The following is a 21,846-nucleotide window of genomic DNA, read 5'->3' as shown; positions in this document are numbered from 1 at the left end:
AAGAAGCGAATGGTATAACGTCAGCTATACCGTCGTCCTAGGTTGAATGACGAAATTGCCCTCCTGCGACTCGGTATAACGATATCGACTCTCTTTTAACAACCAAGACAGCGGATGGCGAACCCATGGCTGTGGGTCAGTTGGAGCAAAAGCATCGACACCCCGCAAGGAAATACAGTGCCAACCACATTCTTCTGCCTGACGAATACAGCGGCTTGCATGCCAAAGTTGAGCAACAATATTCACCTTGCGAACTTGGGTATACTGAATAGCCTTCAAAGCGACTTCTTTTGTTGTCATATAAGTCTCGTTATGCCCGAACTGAATGGAAGTAACGCGCGACTTAAAATTTGGCTGAGAGTCTAAAACAATGTCGCAGATTTCCCATTGCAGGATAGCTTGAATCCTTGGCTGACTGAGCATAATAGTAATGACTTGCTCGGCAATGAGATGATTAACCTCTCTGCCTTCTCCATATGAAAAGGCTAAAATGGGAAATCTAGGGTCAACGACACCACGAGGTTCGGTGAAGTATTGGTATCGTTTAAGATAGATATCTAACTCACAAAGAGCCCTAGTTGTTACGGGTTGTTCGCAACGAGGGTAGTACTGATGATGGGTCAAAACCCACGAAGTATCGGACGTTATCAATTGATTATCAGCCCATGTTAGAACGGTACAAGGCTCTAGCATTTCCATTCCTCACGATATTCAGAAATTGCATTGAAGCATTCGACAACCTAAAACAGTTACCTTTACTACAAACTTAAGCCATCTCGGTAAAGCCTTTACCAACTAACGTTCTGAACACGTACTCTAATGAATGTAGCCGCGATTCATTATTCAAGTAAGTAGCAAATAGACTGAAAACTAATCTGTCTCAATCTTGCATCAAAACTAGAACTTAACTTGTTCGCTGCTCACGGTTTGCCTCTTTACGTTTTAGCAAAGTCACACTTCAGTTTTATGAACAGTGAAGAACCTCTGCGTTAAAATCGTTTCTAACCGCACCATAACTCCAATCTCACTCTCACAAAATTTGCAACGGCTAAGAATTTGGAACAATTAATGCAATTGTAATCACAGTTTCTTATCGAAAGCGCAAATTGCCCTATTCGTAACACATTCAAGGAGAGAGATGATGTTAGATAACTTTGTAGACTCAATACAGGCGTACACTGAGCTTAAAGAGATAAGCATCCGTTCTGTATTTGGCGGGAAAGGCGTTCTGTCTAATGGTGTGATGTTTGCACTAATAAAGGGCAACAAGCTCTACCTTAGAGCACCGAATAGTAAGTTTAAGGACGAATTTTCGCAATTAGGGTGTACGCCATACGAGTTTCATTGGCGCTCATCGTCTCGCAACTACCCTAGCTTATCTAGTTACTATTCCATTCCTGAAGCTGTAAAGCATTGCGATAAACAAATTGCAAAGCTCTGCGAAGAAGTTTGGAGTGTAGGTTTGGAAGAAAAAAGGCGTAAAGAAACGCCCACGCGCATCAAAGACCTTCCTAATATGCAATATAAAACGGAACGAATGTTACGTAAGGCGGGCATCCACTCCATTGATGAATTAAGAGAGCAAGGTCCTGTGAATGCTTATAAAGCAGTGTGTGGTAGCCACGATAAACAGCCGGGAATCAACTTACTGTTTTATATCGCTGGTGCGTTGGAAGGCATACATTGGAGTATCCTTCCTGAAACACTGCGAGAAACACTTTCTCGCCAAGCAGGCTCTGACTATCTTACTCATTAAAAAAACGCCCTGCAGCCAAAGGCTGCAGGGCAAAACATTAATACAATGTCTATGTTGGATGCATGTGTTAATTGAAAGTGGACAGGACAACTAAGCACATACCGTTATTAAACCACGTGCTTCAGTGGTTCGATAGCGAATAACCTTATCAAGTGATTGCAAACCCACTTCAATAGATGACCAATTGTTTCGAAATGTAGATCAAGCCCCGTCATATGTAGGCTACCCGACCCAAATCACACTCCACTGTACTAATTTGTAAATTAAATCATTAAACTTATTGCGGTTAATTGTAGTTAAGTTGTTTAAATAGGAGACAATTTTAGTTATAAATGGGAGTTATTACGGACAAAGTTTTACGTATAGGATGTACTCAATGAACAAAAAAACGCTCCCCCTCACCATTGCCTCTTTACTTATCGCGACGTCTTTTCATGCACTCTCTGCCAATGTTCCGGATGGGACGGTATTAGCAAATGAGCAATATCTTGTTAGAGGAAATGGAGCCGAGCCTAGTACTATCGACCCAACCTTCGTTAATTCGGGCATGCCGGGCGACATTATTGCCAACGATATGTTCGAAGGATTAATTATCGAGGACCAAAATGGGCGAATGATTCCAGGCCAAGCCAAGTCTTGGAGTGTCTCCGACGACGGTTTAACAGTGACTTTCCAACTAAAAGAAGATCTTAAATGGTCTGACGGTTCACCGCTAACAGCAGAAGACTTTGTCTTTGCTTGGCAACGCGCGGTAGATCCTAGTACGGGTAACAACACTGGACACTACTTCAAGACCGCCAACATCGCTAATGCTGGCGCTATCTTATCGGGAGACGTTAAAGCTTCTGAATTGGGTGTAAAAGCGCTTACAGACACTGCTCTTGAAGTAACCTTAACCAAACCAACACCGTATTTCTTAAGCTTGATGAGTGTGAAGACCTTCTTTCCTCTTCCTGAAGCAGTAGTAACAAAGTTCGGTAACCAGTGGACTCGTCCAGAGAACATGGTCACCAATGGTGCTTATAAGTTGGTTAAGTGGGTACCTAATGAGTATGTTGAAGTAGAGCGTAATCCACAATATTGGGACGACCAACACACTGTCATTAATGGCGTGACCTATCTTGGTCTTGCTTCTCAAAATGCTGAACTTGTGCGTTATCAATCAGGTGAGATTGATATGACCAACCGAATTCAGTTGGAGCAATATCAACGTTTGATTAAAGAGGATCCATCTCAAATCCAAGGGTTGCCACTACTTGGTTCGTATATCTACTCTTTCAACACCCAAAAAGCGCCGTTCGATAACGCCAAAGTTCGACAAGCCCTTACCGTTGCTATCGACCGCAACATACTGGTTGAGAAGATCACTGGTCAAGGAGAAGTCGCTGCTTATACGCCCGTTCCATCTATCATTCCAAATTACGATGCTCCACATATGGCATACAGCGATAAGAGCATGCAGCAGCGTTTGGAAATGGCAAAACAGTTGTTAGCAGAAGCTGGATATAACAAAGACAAACCGCTCGAATTTACAGTGACTTATAACACCAGTGAAAACCATAAAAAGATAGCCTTGACCCTCGCCTCCATGTGGAAGCCGCTTGGCGTCAAAGTTCACCTGCAGAACATGGAATGGAAAGCCTATGTCTCAGCTAAATCTTTAGGAGATTTTGAGATAGCGCGTTCATGGTCATTTGGAGATTATGCGGAACCATCCTCAGTGTTAGCTTCCTATACTTGCAATCACGTTGAAAACGAAAGTGGCTTCTGTGATGCGAAGTTTGATGAGCTAATGCAACGTGCTAGCGTGACCGCAGATAAAGCCAAGCGCTACCAACTGTTCAACCAAGCAGAAACCATATTAGCCGAGGCTGCACCGATGATTCCACTCTACTATTACAAGCATACTCGACTGGTTCGAAATACTCTGAAGGGCTTCCCTATTAATAACCCGAAGGGCAATATTTACGCTAAAGATATGTACTTTGTTCAACCAAAGTAAAGTAGCGCCTAAGCCCATTCTTTGATAGCGCACCACTATCACTGTTTTTAAACCATTAATCGCATTGATGCTCATTGTTTATACAATGAGCATCAATTTATAGCTTTGCCAATTGCCATGCGAAACTATCCTAGTTTCAGATAGATACCCTTTTTTCGCTAGTGACCTCAACATTCCTGCTCTATAGAATCCGCGCCAACCTCTTTCACTACACCCTATTTAGAGAATCCAATGATGAATCAAGTATTCAATTCAGCACATATGACAAAAACGCTAATGCTAACAATCTGGATCGTAGCCGGTACGGTTATTCTTCAGAAGTTGGGTATTCACGATAAATGGCCTGCATTCCTTGCGCTTATCTTTTTCTTTGAAGCAAAATTTGACCTAAGCAAACTTAAGAACATTTTCGCAGCAGGTATTGTAGGTATCGCTATGGGAATGCTAATCCCCGCAACCTTGGGAGCACTAGCACCTATAGTTGGCGGTGAGAACGCGTTTTACATTTACGTTGCTGGTGTTGTTCTGATTACTATTGGTATGGGGCCAATCGCGCACTTTGCATTTAGCTATATTACGTTCGCTTATGTGGTGATGTGTATTCTTCACAAAGACCACGTTGTTGAGCATGGCTTCTCTTGGATGGCAGTGGCTCTTCTTGGTGGCGCTATGTACATTGCTGGTGTTACTGCGATTGCTAAATTTCTTGAGAAAAAGGCACTCTTAGCTCAGCAGGCATAAGACTACGTGGGAGCGGTCTGTGACGGCCGCGCTCACTTATTTATTATCTCTTTGGTGTAATAATTATTTACCCAACCAACACTACCAAAGTTTTTGAAATTATTTATACTCTCGCCCATCAGAATACGAGCGGTTTCGTATTCACTTGTTTGGTGGTAATGCAGTATGTTTCAAACTCTTGTTTCTCTGCCTCCAGCTATTGCACTTTCAATAGCCATTGTGACTGAAGTGATCGCAACTTCGTTTATTCCTAAGACAGAACAATTTACCAAGCTGGCTCCTAGCCTAGTGGTTGGTATCGGCTACGCCGTGGCTTTCTTTTTGTTATCTGTCACCGTTAAAAGTATGCCGGTTGGTGTGGTTTATGCGATCTGGAGCGGTGCAGGCATTGTCTTAGTAGCGACGGTAGGATATTTTGCTTACGGACAGAAATTGGACCTAGCGGCAATTGTCGGAATCGGGCTTATTCTATCTGGCGTTCTTGTCGTCAACTTGCTTTCGAAAACCGTAGGTCACTGATCTCAACCTCATCAACGATTTCACTAGGGGCCCTGATTCGGGCCCTCCGTTATTTGTAATAACCTATGCAGGCTTACCCCATACTTCAATTTCTTGGAAGTTGTTCCATTTGACCAGCTTGCTGTTCACAGGGTCATTATTGCCGTTACAAGTAATTCTTAGGGTACGGGCCTGTTGACCACCAAGCTCTACGTCCACATAGCCAGTTGTATCTCCCGGCGTTTGGTAACTCATGAGTTTAGTGAACTGCACGCCATCGCTACTTACCGATATATCCATAAAGTACTGCCTTACATCGCCCTTAGCTTGTGAAAAACGCAGCACATCAAGGCTAGATATCTGTGACAATGTAATATCAAAATGAATCCCTTCGCCTTTCGCCGTCCATTTCGTCGTAGGGTCACCATCAATAGCCATCTCTGGTGTATGATCTACCCGAGTCACAGAAGCCGCGACACCGGCGATTGCTAGATTTTCGCTTTCCGTTAAATCCTGTCCTAAAAAACCTAAGTAACGGCTTGGGAAGTGATTTTCCTTATCTGGCGACAAAGTTGGGAAGATATAGTCAACTCCGGATTCCGATAATCCAAACCATCGACATAATGTCGCAGCATATTGTTCCGACGCTGTGGTAGGTATGAACTTGTTACCTATTGCGTCTGGACCATCCTTAACAAACTCTGGATAGCGACCATAAGCTTTGCCGCCTTTTACACTACCACCTATAACTAATTGGTTACTTCCCCATCCATGATCTGTACCTCGATTACTGTTATTTTGAATGGTTCTACCGAAATCAGACATAGTGAAAGTTACTACGCTATCTTGCAATCCATCAGCCTCAAGGGAGGCATAAAATGCGGAAACAGCATCGTCAATCGTGGTCAGCAAACCATCATGCTTGCCACGCTGGTTGCTGTGATTATCGAACCCACCTAGCGAAACAAAAAATACCTGACGTGCTTGATTAAGGCCGCCACTCGATTGGATAAGTCTTTTAACCATTTTCAACTGAGATCCAAGGTAGCTGGAAGGAATGTTTGGATCTTCTGGGTATTGGTCGAGCAAATCTCCCAATGTATCTTGAAAATCTAAGATGTCTTGGAAGCTCTGCAAGTATGCTTTACCAAATTCCGATGCATTGTTGTCTGCAAGTAGTTTGGTAATGTTATTGTTTACTGAGTTTACCGACAAAGAGGACATTGCACGAATTCCCGATGAACTCACTCTAAGATCTTGCACTCCTGAACCATTCATTAGCTCGTTACCACTAAAAGACAGATTAGGTGAAATAGATTCAGCCCCTGTCGCTAGTAGGTCCATCATCATGCCAGCCCAACCGTAAGGATGATATTGACTTGTCTCCCAACTTCGCTGCCATGCCAGTTGCTGCTTATTATGCGCCCCCAAATTGGGAGAACGTTTGACACTGTTATAGTTTTCCTTGGTTGTTGGTTCAATTAATGAACCAACATTAACGATACTTGTCGCCACTTTGGCCTCGAACAAACTGGATATTTTGGGCATAGCAGCATTGAGGGCTAAGGATTGCTGATTATCGTCCATAATATGACCAATTTTCGACACCTCATGATCCCATAACTGAATATCTGGCCGGGAATCTCTATAATTATTTAAATTTGCTCCATCTTTTGGAACAAGCATATTAAAAGAATCATTGCCACCATAGAGAAATAAACAAACTAGGGCTTTATAATCACCTCCTTCATTTGCTAAAGCGCTCGACGGCAATGATAACGTCAATGGAATAGAAGTTGCTGCAGAACTATAAAGAGTGCTTTTAATAAAATTACGTCTTGTTAATTTCATAGTACTTTACTCCTGAACCATAAAGTTGGGAGAGATAAATGCAAAATAAAGCATGGCTGATACTGAGTAAGGTTTATTATTATTGCTTTTCGCATTCCATAAACCTTCAAATCGAGGCGCTAAATCTGCAGGAACTTCTCCTCCAAAGAATCGATTTGCAATTAAGTTTATAAGCTGTGAGTAGTCTCCAGATGCCGATACAAAATCCGACACATCCGGATAGAGTTCTCCAGAACTATTTGAGCTAGTTTTATAACCATTATCGGTAACCAGTTTCCAAGCAATATTGCTCATTTTTACGGTTTGGTTCCAATCAATGATCTCAAGCTCAGGAGCAGTTAGCCCTTGCTCGCCAAGACCGCCCATTGGTAGGTAATCCGGAGCGTAGAAATTAAAGACCGAAGGTGAACCCAATGGATATTGACCAAAAGTATCTTGATATAGCATGGCGTTTGGTGTGATAGTTGCGCCTGCCCCCGGTTTGCTATCCAGAGCACGATACAGGTAGGTCATGGCCAATATGGGCTCACGAAGTTTCGCGCGAAATAGACTTCCTTCTGCATTTACTTCGTCATCAAGTAATACTGCTTTAATCACTGCTGCTAGGTCTCCATCCGTTTGTTTAAACACGTATGAGACTCGCCCCACATAGGCAGGAGTCGGGTTAGAGGTGACAAATCGCTTAATCAACAAGGTAGAAATATTCGGGGCGGTATTAGGGTGTTTGACTAACACATCCAGCACGTGATCGAGTTCTTGTTCCGCTCCAACGCCAGCCGGAAAGCTCTCTCCCAACACCTTTTTTGATTCCATATCGTGGTAAGAATTGTTTGCTTCCATAGGAGCATTCATGCTGCTATTAGACATAAACCAACCAGTAAATATTCTTGCCATATCTTCTACATCGGCATCGTCATAATTAGCTTCGGGGTTACCTTCCAAATCTAAGTAAAGTGTTCCGTCTGGATTAAGTTTATTTAGACCTATCGTAAACAACTGCATGATTTCTCGTGCATAGTTTTGATCTGGATTCACTCCAGTTTGAGACTTGGGAAGGTTACCCACCATCGTCAAGTAATGACCCATGATGGGTGAGCGTGTGACATGGTAAAGCAGCGTTTTGTAGTCGCTAAAAGCGTAGGTTGTCAGAATGTCATAGTAATTGGCCAACTCTAATGGATACGGTGCCAACTGCGCATCACGGTCGCCCACAACCAGTATTTGACTGAGTGCGAAGGCAACTCGTTGACGTAACTGAGCCTCATCTTGCAAAGCAAGATCAAACCAAGCGCAGACTCTCATTTCCTGAGTGAGAGTTGTTTGACCACGCTGTTGCTGCTGGATTAACGTTTGTGAAACATGATTTGTGTAACTGAGGTTAATCTGTTGGTCGATCCAGCCGTTTCTATCATCACTAACTAATAACGCTTCAACATCGCCTTTCTTAATTCCCATCGTCGCTGCATCAAGAAATTTAGATGCCTGTTTATATGATAAACCATCCATAGTTATTCCTTATATTATTCCCTAGCTCGCATTTATAAAACTAGTACCCACAAAATATATTTCAAACACAAAATGCAGATTTAAAATAACCCTTCCTAAGCAAAGTTGAATATATAAAAATCAATACAAACACTTATAGAGAGATTATATTAACCACAACAATTAGGCTTCAAACAACATAATAAAATAAGAATAATTACTTTAATAACAAATAGTTCAGAATAACTAATGAAAAACAAAAGTATTTTTTAGATGATTATCAATCCTCGATAATTTAGATTGAATATTCCAATTTTCATTGAAGAATTTTATAAGGTGAGCAAATAGCCGATTTTTAAACAAATTACAGATTGCTTTTCTAGCCAGTTCCTGCACCATAGAGACTAAACTAATGTGCTACTAGTAAGAAATATCATGAGAACTCTGCCATGGAATGCTTGGTTACTTGCCACAGTCCAACCTTTTGTCCTCTCTGTAGGCGCTTTAAACGTATTTTTGGGAGGCATTGTCGGTACCAGTCTTCATAGTGACCCGACCCTCGCTACTTTTCCGGTCACTGCTTTGATTTTAGGCGTATCACTTAATATCTTTCCCGCTGCTCGTATCCAAAGAAAAATCGGTCGAAAACGCGCTTTCGTTATCGCTGCGCTAGTAAGTAGCGTCGCGGCTTTCTTTGCAGCTTGGAACATCGATAATGGCAGTTTCTGGGGATTCTCACTGAGCACTTTTATTCTTGGCACTCAATTAGCCTACGTCGGTCAATATCGATTCGCAGCAATAGAGAGTTGTGCAAACCCTTCCCAACATGCCAGTGTTATAAGTTTAGTTTTAGTCGGAGGTATTGCAGCAGCATGGGTTGGTCCTGAACTGCTCAATTTGGGCCAGTTTATCCCAATGTTTGAGTCTGATTACGCTCGGGCATATGCGGCACTAGGGACTCTAGAGATCGTTGGTGCTCTCATTCTGGCTATCGCAATGAAACCTCTAGAGATTCACGATAGCAATAACGAGGTAGGTGAAGCGCGCACCCTTTCACTTCTATTTAAACAACCCCTACTTTGGCTCGCTATCGGTGCTGGGCTTACCGCTTATGCAGTTATGGCTTTCTTAATGACTGCGACACCACTTGCGATGTCAGGTCATGGACATGATATCCAAAGCGCAAAATGGGTCATTCAGAGTCATGTCATGGCAATGTACTTACCCTCATTAATCACTCCGCTGATCATTAAGCGCATCGGTCTCTACAAGTTGATATCCTTAGGTTGCATTATATTCCTTGCTTGTATTGTCATCGCTCTACTAGGACATTCCGTACACCATTATTGGTGGGCATTAGTAGCACTTGGTGTGGGTTGGAACTTCTTATTTATCGGAGGGACAACATTATTACCTCAAACATACAAGCCTAGTGAGCGATTCAAAGTGCAAGCTGTAAACGATTTCTCTATCACTGGATTTCAAGCGGCGGGTTCATTAGGAGCGGGATTCGTCCTCTATACTCAAGGCTGGGCGTGGATGTTGATTGCCTCACTATTTCCTATCGCGCTGTTGTTTGTCCTCAATTTAGTCGTTAAGAAATAGCTCAAGTAACCATGTTTTGACACACAAAACCATATAAGGCCGTCAATGACGGCCTTATTCGTACTTAACAATAGGTACCAAGTTGGCAATGAGAGTAGCTAGCGTGCATGTCATTGACTTTAACAAGACGTTGGTTTACATCGCCCTGCCCCGCCAATTGAATCTGGTACCAACGGTTATATCGCTTTTCGTCGGAAGTAATACTATCGGCAACGTACTTAAGAACCTGATCATACGTAGCGACATTTTTTTCTGAAAAGCGATAACTATCAATAACGTCCTGTCGCTTTTCATCCAGCTGTTTAGCTAACGCAATACGGTCTTTTTTCATTTCAGTATCTTTTTCAGTAACTAAAATGGCTAGATAGTAGTAGGTTAATGCCGCATCTAACTGGCTTTTGTTAGCCGTCAAAGTATCCAAATGATATTTCACGTCATTTTCATCGGGGGATTGCTTATCAAAGGAGGCGACAAAGTCTTCGCTGTCCAACGCATCCCTTGAAAAAGACCAATCATAAGCCACCAGCAACCCCAAAATCACGGGTAGTATCCACTTTTTCATCTAGAGCACTCTTTCTACTTGTCCAGACCGATACTCGAAGCTCTCCTCAGCCTCGACCCAACACTCCACCATCTCACCTTCTAACTCAAGGCTTTCGCAGTCCTCTAACACGCCAAACTGGCCACTGGTAAGCATCACGACAATATCCATATGCATTTCCTTATGCAGTATCTAGATATGTTCAAAATTAGTCGCTATACCCCAACTCTTCAAGGAAACAAGACTAAAGTCTTATCGACTAATGGGCTCAACGCTATCATCCTCCCAAACGAAATACATTACTTAAACTAATCCATAAATCATTGAAAATTTATTTTTTAATTGAGAGTGGAATAATTATTTAAAGCTAAATTGTATTTGAGATCTCAATCACGGATATACTTGGAATTCAAATATAATATAAGCATCAATATGGAATTGGATAGATAAAATGAAACCAACAATGAAATTTAAACTAAAAGTTACGGAGTGCATCAAGCTGTTATTGCTTGCACTTCGTTCTTTTTGTTTGTTTTTCATACCACAATCTATTGATTCCGTAGATAAACTGACGAACGCATCTCAATCAGAACTCGCAACAGACGAGCTCAATCTTGCAGAGCAATACTCTAATTTATGGACTAAGAGCGCCGAACTCATTCCTCCATTTAGAGCGATTTCTCTTCCAATGGCAACGACTCGATTCAACCATGAATACAAGTACGCGGTGCAACACGCTCGCTTACTACGTCTTGTATTGAGCTTTATTGCCATTGTAGGATTTACAGAGATTTTAAAAGCATGTCAGTACTCTGTACTTGAGAAAGCCTACGCTTTTCTTACATTAGTTGATAGAAACATCAAAAAACACACAACTAGCGTTATCGCAGTTGTGTGTTTTTTTTTACAATAAAAAGAGGATTACATTATGTTCATCGTGTGCGTTGCCGCTTGCCCTACTGGCGTAGCTCATACCTATATGGCCGCTGAAGCGCTTGAAGTTAAAGCCAAGGAATTGGGACTCGAAATAAAAGTCGAGACTCAAGGTAGTATGGGAGCTGAAAACGAAATTACTCCTGAAGATATTGCGCGAGCTGACGCTGCTATTATCGCAGCTGATGTGGCAATAAATGGTGTTGAGCGTTTCGCTTCACTTCCTAAAATTGAATGCAAAGTAGCAGATCCAATTAAGCACGGCTCTGCTTTGTTTGAGGCGTTAACAGCGGAGGTGTAATTATGAGCCAGTTCAATGCAGGACAAAAATCAGTAGGTACTGAAATTAAGAATGCCATCATGACCGGTGTGTCATATATGCTCCCTTTCATCATTGCCGGCGCGGTACTGATGGGAATTGCTCGTATCGGTGCCTCGTTTTATGGTGTCGATAACATTTGGGATGGCAGTCACGCCGAGTCGGTACATCAACTAGTCAGACTGTTCCACGATTTTGACGGCTTCGGTGGTATGGCATTATCGCTAATGTTACCTGTTGTTGCGGGATACATCGCGTTTGCTATCGCTAACAAGCCGGCGATAGCCCCAGGCATGATTGGTGGATTGCTTGCCGGTAAAATCGGTACTGGTTTCCTGGGGGCGCTTGCAGCAGGCCTTCTCGCAGGTTATATCGTCAAGTATCTAGCAACCAAAATTAAGCTACCAAAGTCACTAGCCTCCGCCGGACCAATCTTTATTATTCCTGTTGGCGGTACTCTGCTCGTTTGCGCACTAATGTCTTACGTAATCGGCGACCCAATGGCGGCATTGAATAGAGGTCTAGAAACATGGCTACTCTCTATGTCTGACGGCAACAAAATCGTTCTTGCGGCGGTAGTCGGTGGCATGGTTGGCTTTGACCTTGGCGGTCCGATCAATAAAGCGGCAGTAACTACTGCTATGGCTCTATTAGCGTCTGGCATTTATGATCCAAATACAGCAGCCCAAGTCGCTATTATTATTCCGCCAATTGGCATTGGTGTTGCGACGTTAATCTGGAAATCTCGCTTTCCCGCATCACTTCAAGAAGCAGGCAAAGCCTCAACACTGATGGGGCTAATCGGTGTGTCAGAGGGCGCTATTCCCTTTGCACTGGCTAATCCAAAGATCATTGCAGTAAACGTTTTGGGCTCCGCGGTTGGTGCCGCTATGGCTGTAGGGTTAGGTGCTGTAAACAAAGCGCCAATCTCAGGATTCTACGGCTGGCTTGCTGTTGAAAGCTGGTTTGTTTACGTCTTAGCAATTGCAACGGGCTCTGCCATCATTGCTGTAGGTTCCCTGTTAGTTTTCAACGGAGAACAAACGACAAAGCAGGACAAAACGGAAAACGCACCTAAGTTTACCGTTTCCCGTTAAACAAATTCTTCTTAGTTCAGGGCTAGTCACCTAGCCCTGACATATACCTTCATTATAAAACTATTAGAGCCCATGCTCTGGGGTTAATCACGCCTTATGAAAACTATTCACTTAATTCAGCATACCCACTGGGATCGCGAATGGTATTTTACTGAGAACGATTCAAAAGCATTACTTTATTATTTCATGGACGATTTAATGTCTAATTTGGAACAAAATAATAATATCGGACCTTTTGTATTAGATGCTCAAACCGTTGTATTAGACGACTATTTACAAGTTGCACCAGAACACAAGCAACGATTAGAAAATCTTATCAAAAACCAGAGAATATTGATTGGCCCTTGGTATACTCAAACGGACTTTCTCACCGTCAGTGCTGAGTCAATTACTCGTAACCTACTGCTTGGGATGAGCGACTGTGAGAAATATGGTCAAGCGATGAAAATCGGCTATGTTCCTGATTCCTTTGGGCAAACAGAACAACTACCAATGCTGTTAAATCAATTCAATATTGATAGAGCAGTTTTATGGCGTGGTTGGTCTGAACGACTCGTCGCCAATACAGAATTTCAATGGCAGAGCCAAGACGGGAGTAAGATAACAACAGCAGTCTTTCCATGGGGTTATGGGTGTTCAAAATGGTTACCTACTGACCCTATGAGTTTTACCGAAGCTATTACTTCCAATGCACGAAAGCAATGCCAGTTTGCAGCGAGTGAGCACGTCATGCTTCCGAATGGCAATGACCAATCACCTTTTGAGTTTCAGGTAGTTAGCCTTCTTGATCATGCCAACCAAACCCAAGATGAATTTCACTTTGTGAACAGTTCTTTCGATGACTATTTCGATGCACTTGCTACATCGGCTCCCACTCTAAATTGCTTCAAAGGTGAAATGCTCGATCCTAAGTATATGAGAATTCATCGTGGCATTTTCTCGACACGAATGGATATTAAGCTCGCGAACGAAAAGTTAGAAACCCTAGTCAGTCGTTATTTGGAGCCTTTGCTGGCATTAAACTACACAAATGGACTGCCTTACCCACAAAATGCCGTTAATCAGATCTGGCGTGAAGCCATGAAAAGTCATGCACACGATAGTATCGGTGGTTGCAACTCAGACCGTGTAAATGCAATGGTTCTTAATCGTCTTTTGTCAGGCATCGAAACCGCTGAGCAATTGTTAGAACTCAACTTCAGAAAGTTAACGCAAGGTATTCAAGCCTCTGTCGATGGCACGAAAATCGTAGTCTTCAATAGTATTCCGAAAAAACGTGACAGTTTAGTTGAAGTTACCATCTACACCCCGTCTGACCAATTTAACATCGTCGATCAGCAAGGTAACGAACTGCAATATCAAATCATTGACGAATCACAACAAGATATGTCGACGATCATTCAGGAACTCTCGAATAACACAACAACAACTTGGTATAGAAAGATCTCCATGATGGTGAGTGTTAAAGATATCCCTGCATGTGGTTATACAACGATTTACCTTCAAGAAGATAAGCTAAGTGCAACTAACTCTGACACAATCCGCCGCAAAGAATCAGTAATCAGTAACCAATGGTTCACGCTTGAATACCAAACTAACGGTACACTGCATCTTGTCGACCATAGGAATGGCGCTCGATACCCGAACCTGTTCGAAATCTGTGATGGTTCTGACGAAGGTGACAACTACAATTTTTCTCCACTCCTCAATGATTGGATAATTAGCAGTAAGAGCGCCGAACACACCGTGTTTGTAGAAACAGGCGTATTAACGTCAACCATGACATTAAGTTTCTCCATGGTGCTTCCTAAAAACCTTGATGAAAGAAAGCAACACGTCGCTTCAACTCGACTTCCTATTTCTCTCAAAATCACTCTACGTAATGACCGTCCTGCCATTGATGTAGACGTTGACTTAGATAACTGCGTTTTGGACCACCGCTTACAAATCAACTTCCCTACTGGCATAGAGTGCTCACAACATGTGGCAGACCAACCATTTGGCTTGGTCACTCGAGAGAACGTACCGGGTGAGCTTGATATCTGGCAACAAGAATCGTGGACTGAAGCACCTGTTGCTAACTATCCGATGCAATCAATGGTGCTACATCGTAATGCGTCGCGAGGGTTAGGTGTTGTCACGAAAGGCTTACGCGAGTACGAGTTTCATCAAGACACACCTAACTCTATTGCTATTACTCTACTACGTAGCGTTGGTTGGCTTGGACAAGCAAATCTCACTTATCGACCAGGTCGTGCCTCTGGTATGGTCCTTCCTGCTCCTGACTCTCAAATTCAAGGCCGTCATCAGTTCTCTCTTTCTCTGGTTCCTTTCTGTAGTGAAAAGGAAACTGAGTACTGGCAAACCGTTGAGTGTATCAATACACCCGTCATCAGCCATGTCGGCACTGACTGGGCAAGATTCAGACTCAACCCTACAACGCTTGTCGTCCCAGAATCACAAAGCCTAGTCGAATGGAACAATTCTCTGCACTTCAGCACATTAAAGAAATCTGAGCACTCCGAACAGATTATTTTACGTGCTTTCAACCCTACTTTATCTTCGTGCAAATTTGGCGATATTAAAACTCTTTACTCACACCAAAATGTTCAACTAGACGAACATAGCCCAGTAGAACAAACGGCAGACATACCACCATGCCGACCAGTAACAATAAGCCTTGCAACCAAAAGCACTATGAGAAACGACAATGACTAATCTTAATTTTATCTGCCCACTACCAAATGGTTTACATGCGCGACCTGCCAAAGAAATTGAGCTACGAGCAATTCGATTCAACTGTGACATTCTCTTAGTCAACAGCTCAAAAGATAAAACTGCTAATGCGAAAAGTGTCTTGTCTATGATTAGTGCCGATATCTTGGAAGGCGATCATTGCCAGTTTATTTTTACTGGCTCAGACGCCAACGAGGCACTTATCTTTTTTCAAGCATTTGTTGATACTGAACTCAGCCATATCGACAATGCGATAGACACACAGAATGTCCAATTAAGCGAACAACCACTTCCTGTGGGTTTAATGCGTGCAGCACCTCGTTATGTACGAGGTACCGTTGCTTCAGTCGGTTTGGGTGAGGCTAGTGCTACTCTCTGGCAACAAACTGACCTTAGAAAAATGGCCGCTGCATTACCAAGCCAGACGTCATCTTGTATCGAGAGTGAATTACAGAGTGCTTTGAAAGCGTTACAACTAAACCTTTTGAAGAAGCAAGCTAGCTCTGAAGGCGAATATAAAGAGATACTCGAAGCACATTTGAAAATTGCCCAAGATGAAGAGCTAGGTCGTGCTCTAATGATGCAAAATAATGCGTTAAACACTCTTGATGCGATCGCAAATGCATGCGACAAGTTATGTGCGCCACTAGAAAATAGCGCTAGTGACTATTTGAAAGAACGAGCGCTCGATATCAAAGATATCGCTCTTCAACTTGCTAATATCGTTCGCGATGAAGATCTGAGTCAAATGCCGACGATCACAGCACCAACTATTTTGGTCTCAGACACGCTACTCACCCCAAGTCAGCTTCTTGCTCTTCCAAAAGCACTAATTCAAGGTATTGTGATGGGTGAAGGAGGCAGCACTTCTCACACTATAATCTTGGCACGCTCTTTTAATATTCCTGTTTTGGTCGGAATAGAAAACCTCACTCAGCAGATTATCCAAGGCCAACGGCTCGTTGTTGATGCCATTAATGGCGCATTGATTTTAGAGAGTAACGTGGCTTGTGATGCGTTCTATCAACTAGAGCGCAAAAAACTCAACGCACTTTCGGCTCAAACCGCAGAGTTTAAGGATCTTAAAGTAACGACACTCGATAAAGAAAAGGTTAACGTTCTCGCCAATATCGTCTCAAGCGAAGAAGCTGAGGGTATCTATTCGTCTGGTGCAGATGGTATTGGGCTATATCGAACTGAGATGCTGTTCTGCGAGCGTACCACTCCACCTTCAGAGGAGGAGCAATTCCAACATTATTCAAATGTTGTGAAACATAACCAAGGTAACAAGGTGGTTATTCGAACTCTAGATATAGGCGGTGACAAACCTTGTGCTTATATGGGTTTTCCAGCAGAAGACAACCCTTTCTTAGGTTATCGTGCTGTCAGAATGTACCCTCAATATGACGCCATTATACGCTCTCAGCTTCGTGCATTACTTAGAGCCAGTTGTTTTGGTGAAGTGTCTATCATGGTGCCTATGATTTCTAACCTTAACGAAATCATTTGGTGCAGAGAACTCATTGACGAACTGGCTATCGAACTTGCCAATGAAGGGCATGAGTTAGGCAATATCCGTCTTGGTGCAATGGCTGAGGTTCCATCCATTGCTTACATCTTCGACCAAGCATCTGAGTTCATCGATTTCATTTCTATTGGTAGTAACGACCTAGCACAATACTTCTTTGCGTGTGACCGAGGAAACAAAACCATCGCTGACCTATACGACCACTTCAACCCAGCCTTTATCGCATTTCTAAAGCAGCTGATTGGTTCGGCAAAAGTGGCCAAGTTAGAGGTTAGTCTGTGTGGCGAGTTCGCTGCTGACCCTATCGCGCAACCCTTGTTATTGGGTTGTGGGCTCACACAGTTTTCTATGGCAGCCTCGAAAATTGCCACAAGCAAACGTGCCTTAACTCGACTTAACGTAAACGAGTGTGAAGCTTTAGTTAATGAAGTACTTACCTTAACGAATAGCAAGCAAGTGAAAGCGCGTGTCGCAGCGTTTTACAACAGCAGTGACGGTAAAGAAACTCTCGATGAAGCGCTCGTATTTACTCAACAATCTATTAGTTCGAAAGAAGAAGCCATAAAGCTACTTTGCGATAACTTAGAGATTAACGAACGCACAGGTTGTGCAAATGAGGTTGAAAAAGCGATTTGGGACAGAGAAGCCGTGTTTTCAACCGCACTAGGATTTTCAGTAGCGATTCCTCATTGTAAATCTTCCAGTGTCTCTCATAACAGCGTCTCCGTTCTCACCTTAGACAACCCTATCTCTTGGGGCGAGGATGTCGATGTTGATATTATTATCATGCTTACTGTCACTGAAGAGGGTAAGGATTCACATATGAAGATTTTCTCTAAAATCGCACGCAAACTCATGCATGAAGACTTCCGTACCTCTTTGCAGCAAGCTCATGAACGGAAGCAAGTCATCGACATTTTGAATAACGCAATCAACGCCTAAAGCTTGTTCTTATCTGATTGCTGATAAGCAATTAACCATCAGTATTCGTCGGAGGAGGTCCACAGAAATGTGGGCCTATGTTTCAGTGGCTTCCAAATCATCTCAATCTTTAATTTTGTTATCTGCTGTGTTTTTCAGTTGGGGTCTACTAACTTCTGCAAACAGTATATTAGTCCCCTATTTTCAATCGACATTTTCACTAAGCTACGAACAATCGATGCTTGTTCAACTGGCCTTTTATTTTGCTCCGTTTGCCATAAGCATTCCTACTTCTGCTTTAATGGCCCGTAAAGGGTATAAATTAAGCCTGACGGTAGCGCTTATGCTCACATTTTTGGGCTCGCTCTGTTTGTGTATCAGTCTTTATGCTGAAAGTTTTGTCTTCGCGTTAAGTGCCGTTTTTATAACCGCTATGGGAGTAGCTGCTTTGCAGGTTGTTGCTAACCCATACATCATCAGAACCAGTAACGACCAGAACGAAACTAAGAGGTTAACGATCGCTTCAACGTTCAATTCGTTAGGTACAACTATCGGTCCTATTGTTCTTGGAGTCGCTATGATTTCCATCGGACTATCCAACATTTACTTAGTTTTATCCGCATTGCTTGTTTTGCTTGCCTGTACTTTGTACTCCTCATCGATAACCGATTATCGAAGCGCAGAGAGCGTGAAAATTCTAAGTCATCTGGCTACCTTACGTCACCAACCTCAGTTTATTTTTGGTGCTGCAACTATCTTTGTTTACGTAGGGGTCGAGGTGTCGATTGGTACCGTCACGATAAGTTACCTTTCTGATCCCAACATTGGAGGATTCAGTGCTCCAGTTGCCGCTACATTAATGAGCTTATACTGGGCTGGCTCCCTGCTTGGTCGTTTTGGATACAGCATTTTTGCCCAACGTCTTTCTGCGATGAACACGTTGTTCTCTGGTGCGTGTATCGCGATGATATTACTTTCAATTGCTATCTTATCACCGTCGCTTTTTGGCGGGGTCGCTCTAATAATGATTGGTCTGTGCAATTCATTTATGTATCCAATCATATTTTCTCGAGCGGTTTCAGGACTCGGTGACGCAAGTGGTGCGGCATCAGCGATTCTCATCATGTGCGGTATTGGTGGAGGAATTATCCCTATGATGCAAGCAACGCTAATTACAAGGTTTGATGTCCCTACTAGTTACCTCATTCCTGTCCTGTGTTATGCCTTCATTGCTTCGTTCGCCTTCATCGCCAAGAAGCGAGGACTGTCCATCGTGACCGCATAGCAACGTATCTTATCTCACTTGAACTGGTATCCGCTTTCTTCCCCACGGCTTGTCGCATTTCGCGAAACGTCCTGCAATTTGGTGGCCACAGTGGTGGCAAACGCCAGAGCTGGTTAGAGCACAATCGCCGAGTTGGTGCCAGTTACGTGAGAGCACTTTATTATGACAGCTTGGGCAATAGGTACTGCTGCAAGCTTCATCGTGTACATTGCCCACATAGACATAGTGAAGACCGTTGTTAAGCGCTATGTTTCGCGCTCTGACTAAACTGTCCGCTGGTGTTCTCGTTTTATCGAGCATTTTGAAGTCTGGATGAAATGCGGTGAAATGAAGTGGCACTTCAGGTCCCAAATTGTCCATGACCCACTGGGTCATGGCATCGATTTCAGCCGAGCTGTCGTTTTCGTCGGGGATAAGCAGAGTGGTAATTTCAAGCCAAACATCGGTTTCATGTTTAAGATACTTCAACGTATCTAGTACCGGAGCAAGTTGCCCGCTGCACACTTTATGATAGAAACGCTCAGTAAAAGCTTTGAGATCAATGTTGGCGGCGTCCATCACTGAGTAGAAGCTTTCTCGTGGCTTGTCACACATGTAGCCTGCCGAAACTGCAACGGTATTTACTCCTGCCTCCTTACATGCAAGCGCCGTATCGACAGCATATTCAAGAAAAATCACTGGATCGTTGTAGGTAAAAGCGATGCTATCACTTTGATATTTCGTCGCTGTTAAGGCTATTTGTTCAGGACTTGCCTGACTACCTAACGTGTCAATTTGACGAGACTTACTGATATTCCAGTTCTGGCAAAACTTGCACCCTAAATTACACCCAGCAGTCCCAAAAGAGAGCACTGAACTACCCGGATAAAAATGGTTGAGAGGCTTTTTCTCTATAGGGTCAATGCAAAAACCACTCGAACGCCCATAGGTGGTTAACACTATCTCACCATCAATGGCTTGACGAACAAAGCATGCGCCGCGCTTGCCTTCTCTGAGGGTGCAAAAACGAGGGCAAACCGTGCACGTGACTCTTCCATCGTCCTGCAAATGCCAAAATTGTGTACGGTGATTGGCGTTAACTGGTTCCATCTCACACCTTCATTCAGTACAAAAACTATACTAATGAGTATATACATTTGATGTTATATGAGTGGAAAAATGACGATTAGACCTCCTGCTGTCGCGGGCCGTTTTTATAACAAGGATACCGAGCAACTCACTAGACAGGTAAACCAGTTATTGACTGGCCCTAACGTCAGAGACGCAGAGACATGTAACGTTCAGAATGATCTGCGAGGACTTATTGTTCCACACGCAGGCTATGTATTTTCAGGAGAAACAGCAGGATTAGCGTACCATCAGTTGCAATCTGTCGCGCAGCAGTTTTCACGAGTGATTTTAGTTGGTCCTAGTCATCGAGTCGCGTTTCACGGATGTGCATTACCTTCTGTGGGTGCCTTTGAAACACCTCTAGGCCGCGTGAGTATTGACCGAGATTGTGTCGAGTTACTTGCCGACAATTCCATGGTATCGATTAACGATCAAGCACATGCTCAAGAACATAGCTTGGAAGTACAACTTCCCTTTCTTCAAACGGTATTGGATGACTTTCAACTGCTGCCCATCGTAACAGGACAAGTTAGTGCCTTAGAGATTGCCAAACTTATTGAGCCAATATGGGACAGCAAGACCTTATTGGTGATCAGCACTGATCTTAGTCACTTTCATCGCTATTCTGAGTGCCAACGCCTTGACCGGCAGACCTGCAACAAAATTGAGTCAGGCATGACGACGATTACCCCACACGAAGCGTGCGGTTCAACCGGCGTTAATGCCGTAATCCATCTTATTTCAACCAAACAATATCAGTTACAGCGTCTCACTTTGATTAATTCCGGAGACACTGAATATGGTGATAAACAAAGGGTCGTTGGTTATGTCAGTTACACAATCTGCCGCTAATCCATCGAAAAGTACGCTAACCCATAGCGAGCTTTCTATGTTGCTCGACGTGGTTGAACACACCATTCATTGCTATTTGAATGAACTACCGCTACCGAAAGTACTGGTACAAGATTACCCAGAAAGTTTGGCTTTACCCGGGGCTTGCTTTGTCACGCTAACCGTAAACAATCAGCTGCAAGGCTGCATTGGCACAACAGTGGCACAGATTCCCTTAGTACTAGAAGTAGAGAGAAAAGCTTGGGCAGCGGCTTGCCAAGATAGACGATTTACCCCTCTTCAAAAACATCAAGCCGAAGCGCTTAACATTGAGGTTTCCGTACTGACACAACCCGAACTCCTGCACGTTGATTCGGAACAAGACTTACTACAGCACCTTTCCTTGCACCAGTGCGGCGTGACGTTAAAGGACGGAAAAAAAGGCGCGTTATTCTTACCCCAAGTTTGGGAACAACTCCCTAATCCGGCTCAATTCTTAGGACACCTAAAACAAAAAGCCGGGTGGTCTCTAGATTTTTGGAGTGATTCGATACAAGTCGCCACTTTCGAAGTGCAAGCATTAAGCCGCCCATTCCGCAGGCTATAG

The 21,846-nt window shown here is 43.3% G+C and carries 19 protein-coding genes; 13 read left to right on the top strand and 6 right to left on the bottom strand.

The features are described 5' to 3' along the window. Nucleotides 1-24: 24 nt before the first annotated feature. Nucleotides 25-693, bottom strand: a complete 669-nt coding sequence (locus HOP38_RS20235) for a hypothetical protein (RefSeq protein ID WP_198558816.1) — start codon at nucleotides 691-693, stop codon at nucleotides 25-27. Nucleotides 694-1,138: 445 nt separating this feature from the next. Here HOP38_RS20235 and HOP38_RS20230 point away from each other — a divergent pair, with 445 nt between their 5' ends. The 4 genes from HOP38_RS20230 (at nucleotide 1,139) to HOP38_RS20215 (ending at nucleotide 5,018) form a co-directional block, all read left to right on the top strand. After that, nucleotides 1,139-1,756, top strand: a complete 618-nt coding sequence (locus tag HOP38_RS20230; RefSeq protein ID WP_081411538.1) for a TfoX/Sxy family DNA transformation protein — start codon at nucleotides 1,139-1,141, stop codon at nucleotides 1,754-1,756. A 376-nt stretch (nucleotides 1,757-2,132) separates the two neighbouring features. After that, complete coding sequence (locus tag HOP38_RS20225) at nucleotides 2,133-3,758, top strand: peptide ABC transporter substrate-binding protein (RefSeq protein ID WP_198558815.1); 1,626 nt, start codon at nucleotides 2,133-2,135, stop codon at nucleotides 3,756-3,758. A gap of 231 nt (nucleotides 3,759-3,989) precedes the next feature. Next, nucleotides 3,990-4,499 carry a hypothetical protein gene (locus tag HOP38_RS20220; RefSeq protein WP_198558814.1) on the top strand — a complete coding sequence of 170 codons (510 nt, stop codon included), beginning with the start codon at nucleotides 3,990-3,992 and terminating at the stop codon, nucleotides 4,497-4,499. Nucleotides 4,500-4,664: 165 nt separating this feature from the next. Beyond that, nucleotides 4,665-5,018: an SMR family transporter gene (locus HOP38_RS20215; protein WP_006070447.1), complete on the top strand. Its 354-nt coding sequence runs from the start codon at nucleotides 4,665-4,667 to the stop codon at nucleotides 5,016-5,018. Between the two features lie 63 nt (nucleotides 5,019-5,081). On the opposite strand, the gene HOP38_RS20210 is transcribed toward HOP38_RS20215, so the two are convergent. Together HOP38_RS20210 and HOP38_RS20205 are read right to left on the bottom strand one after the other, a co-directional pair. Then, nucleotides 5,082-6,848 (bottom strand): DUF1501 domain-containing protein, encoded by a 1,767-nt coding sequence (locus tag HOP38_RS20210; RefSeq protein ID WP_198558813.1) that lies wholly within the window; start codon nucleotides 6,846-6,848, stop codon nucleotides 5,082-5,084. Nucleotides 6,849-6,854: 6 nt separating this feature from the next. After that, nucleotides 6,855-8,354 carry a DUF1800 domain-containing protein gene (locus HOP38_RS20205; RefSeq protein ID WP_198558812.1) on the bottom strand — a complete coding sequence of 500 codons (1,500 nt, stop codon included), beginning with the start codon at nucleotides 8,352-8,354 and terminating at the stop codon, nucleotides 6,855-6,857. Nucleotides 8,355-8,768: 414 nt separating this feature from the next. Here HOP38_RS20205 and HOP38_RS20200 point away from each other — a divergent pair, with 414 nt between their 5' ends. Then, a complete protein-coding gene (locus HOP38_RS20200; RefSeq protein WP_006070450.1) occupies nucleotides 8,769-9,938 on the top strand; it encodes an MFS transporter in 1,170 nt (389 codons plus the stop codon). A gap of 64 nt (nucleotides 9,939-10,002) precedes the next feature. On the opposite strand, the gene HOP38_RS20195 is transcribed toward HOP38_RS20200, so the two are convergent. Both HOP38_RS20195 and HOP38_RS20190 read right to left on the bottom strand, forming a co-directional pair. Further along, the gene (locus HOP38_RS20195) at nucleotides 10,003-10,500 is read right to left on the bottom strand and encodes a hypothetical protein (protein ID WP_124941960.1); all 498 of its coding nucleotides are present in this window, start codon (nucleotides 10,498-10,500) and stop codon (nucleotides 10,003-10,005) included. Continuing rightward, nucleotides 10,501-10,650 (bottom strand): hypothetical protein, encoded by a 150-nt coding sequence (locus HOP38_RS20190; protein ID WP_006070452.1) that lies wholly within the window; start codon nucleotides 10,648-10,650, stop codon nucleotides 10,501-10,503. It abuts the gene before it with no gap. Nucleotides 10,651-10,942: 292 nt separating this feature from the next. On the opposite strand from HOP38_RS20190, the gene HOP38_RS20185 reads away from it, so the two are divergent. The 6 genes from HOP38_RS20185 to HOP38_RS20160 all read left to right on the top strand — a co-directional run bounded on the left by HOP38_RS20185 (nucleotide 10,943) and on the right by HOP38_RS20160 (nucleotide 19,298). After that, nucleotides 10,943-11,392 (top strand): hypothetical protein, encoded by a 450-nt coding sequence (locus HOP38_RS20185; RefSeq protein WP_124941959.1) that lies wholly within the window; start codon nucleotides 10,943-10,945, stop codon nucleotides 11,390-11,392. A gap of 15 nt (nucleotides 11,393-11,407) precedes the next feature. Further along, nucleotides 11,408-11,713: a PTS fructose transporter subunit IIB gene (locus HOP38_RS20180; RefSeq protein WP_031494346.1), complete on the top strand. Its 306-nt coding sequence runs from the start codon at nucleotides 11,408-11,410 to the stop codon at nucleotides 11,711-11,713. Between the two features lie 2 nt (nucleotides 11,714-11,715). Further along, nucleotides 11,716-12,828 (top strand): PTS fructose transporter subunit IIC, encoded by a 1,113-nt coding sequence (locus HOP38_RS20175; RefSeq protein ID WP_006070455.1) that lies wholly within the window; start codon nucleotides 11,716-11,718, stop codon nucleotides 12,826-12,828. A gap of 96 nt (nucleotides 12,829-12,924) precedes the next feature. Further along, nucleotides 12,925-15,546 carry a glycoside hydrolase family 38 N-terminal domain-containing protein gene (locus HOP38_RS20170; RefSeq protein ID WP_198558811.1) on the top strand — a complete coding sequence of 874 codons (2,622 nt, stop codon included), beginning with the start codon at nucleotides 12,925-12,927 and terminating at the stop codon, nucleotides 15,544-15,546. Further along, complete coding sequence (gene ptsP, locus HOP38_RS20165) at nucleotides 15,539-18,034, top strand: phosphoenolpyruvate--protein phosphotransferase (protein WP_198558810.1); 2,496 nt, start codon at nucleotides 15,539-15,541, stop codon at nucleotides 18,032-18,034. The genes HOP38_RS20170 and ptsP overlap by 8 nt, the downstream gene beginning before the upstream one ends. Before the next feature lie 67 nt (nucleotides 18,035-18,101). After that, nucleotides 18,102-19,298: an MFS transporter gene (locus HOP38_RS20160; protein WP_198558809.1), complete on the top strand. Its 1,197-nt coding sequence runs from the start codon at nucleotides 18,102-18,104 to the stop codon at nucleotides 19,296-19,298. A 9-nt stretch (nucleotides 19,299-19,307) separates the two neighbouring features. On the opposite strand, the gene amrS is transcribed toward HOP38_RS20160, so the two are convergent. Beyond that, nucleotides 19,308-20,387, bottom strand: coding sequence for an AmmeMemoRadiSam system radical SAM enzyme (gene amrS, locus HOP38_RS20155; RefSeq protein ID WP_198558808.1), 1,080 nt, complete (start codon nucleotides 20,385-20,387; stop codon nucleotides 19,308-19,310). Nucleotides 20,388-20,456: 69 nt separating this feature from the next. Here amrS and amrB point away from each other — a divergent pair, with 69 nt between their 5' ends. After that, nucleotides 20,457-21,260, top strand: coding sequence for an AmmeMemoRadiSam system protein B (amrB, locus tag HOP38_RS20150; protein ID WP_198558807.1), 804 nt, complete (start codon nucleotides 20,457-20,459; stop codon nucleotides 21,258-21,260). Further along, nucleotides 21,235-21,846, top strand: a complete 612-nt coding sequence (amrA, locus tag HOP38_RS20145) for an AmmeMemoRadiSam system protein A (protein WP_038226637.1) — start codon at nucleotides 21,235-21,237, stop codon at nucleotides 21,844-21,846. Before amrB ends, amrA begins: the two co-directional genes overlap by 26 nt.

The organism is Vibrio mediterranei (assembly GCF_013364395.1).
Taxonomy (GTDB): Bacteria; Pseudomonadota; Gammaproteobacteria; order Enterobacterales; family Vibrionaceae; genus Vibrio; species Vibrio mediterranei.
The sequence above is the reverse complement of the archived record's forward strand: the minus strand, read 5'-3'. Positions and strand labels throughout refer to the sequence as shown.

Coding starts and splice junctions, on each gene's coding strand:
- HOP38_RS20235 (WP_198558816.1), bottom strand. CDS start 693: ATGCTAGAGCCTTGTACCGTTCTAACATGGGCTGATAATCAATTGATA.
- HOP38_RS20230 (WP_081411538.1), top strand. CDS start 1,139: ATGATGTTAGATAACTTTGTAGACTCAATACAGGCGTACACTGAGCTT.
- HOP38_RS20225 (WP_198558815.1), top strand. CDS start 2,133: ATGAACAAAAAAACGCTCCCCCTCACCATTGCCTCTTTACTTATCGCG.
- HOP38_RS20220 (WP_198558814.1), top strand. CDS start 3,990: ATGATGAATCAAGTATTCAATTCAGCACATATGACAAAAACGCTAATG.
- HOP38_RS20215 (WP_006070447.1), top strand. CDS start 4,665: ATGTTTCAAACTCTTGTTTCTCTGCCTCCAGCTATTGCACTTTCAATA.
- HOP38_RS20210 (WP_198558813.1), bottom strand. CDS start 6,848: ATGAAATTAACAAGACGTAATTTTATTAAAAGCACTCTTTATAGTTCT.
- HOP38_RS20205 (WP_198558812.1), bottom strand. CDS start 8,354: ATGGATGGTTTATCATATAAACAGGCATCTAAATTTCTTGATGCAGCG.
- HOP38_RS20200 (WP_006070450.1), top strand. CDS start 8,769: ATGAGAACTCTGCCATGGAATGCTTGGTTACTTGCCACAGTCCAACCT.
- HOP38_RS20195 (WP_124941960.1), bottom strand. CDS start 10,500: ATGAAAAAGTGGATACTACCCGTGATTTTGGGGTTGCTGGTGGCTTAT.
- HOP38_RS20190 (WP_006070452.1), bottom strand. CDS start 10,650: ATGGATATTGTCGTGATGCTTACCAGTGGCCAGTTTGGCGTGTTAGAG.
- HOP38_RS20185 (WP_124941959.1), top strand. CDS start 10,943: ATGAAATTTAAACTAAAAGTTACGGAGTGCATCAAGCTGTTATTGCTT.
- HOP38_RS20180 (WP_031494346.1), top strand. CDS start 11,408: ATGTTCATCGTGTGCGTTGCCGCTTGCCCTACTGGCGTAGCTCATACC.
- HOP38_RS20175 (WP_006070455.1), top strand. CDS start 11,716: ATGAGCCAGTTCAATGCAGGACAAAAATCAGTAGGTACTGAAATTAAG.
- HOP38_RS20170 (WP_198558811.1), top strand. CDS start 12,925: ATGAAAACTATTCACTTAATTCAGCATACCCACTGGGATCGCGAATGG.
- ptsP (WP_198558810.1), top strand. CDS start 15,539: ATGACTAATCTTAATTTTATCTGCCCACTACCAAATGGTTTACATGCG.
- HOP38_RS20160 (WP_198558809.1), top strand. CDS start 18,102: ATGTGGGCCTATGTTTCAGTGGCTTCCAAATCATCTCAATCTTTAATT.
- amrS (WP_198558808.1), bottom strand. CDS start 20,387: ATGGAACCAGTTAACGCCAATCACCGTACACAATTTTGGCATTTGCAG.
- amrB (WP_198558807.1), top strand. CDS start 20,457: ATGACGATTAGACCTCCTGCTGTCGCGGGCCGTTTTTATAACAAGGAT.
- amrA (WP_038226637.1), top strand. CDS start 21,235: ATGTCAGTTACACAATCTGCCGCTAATCCATCGAAAAGTACGCTAACC.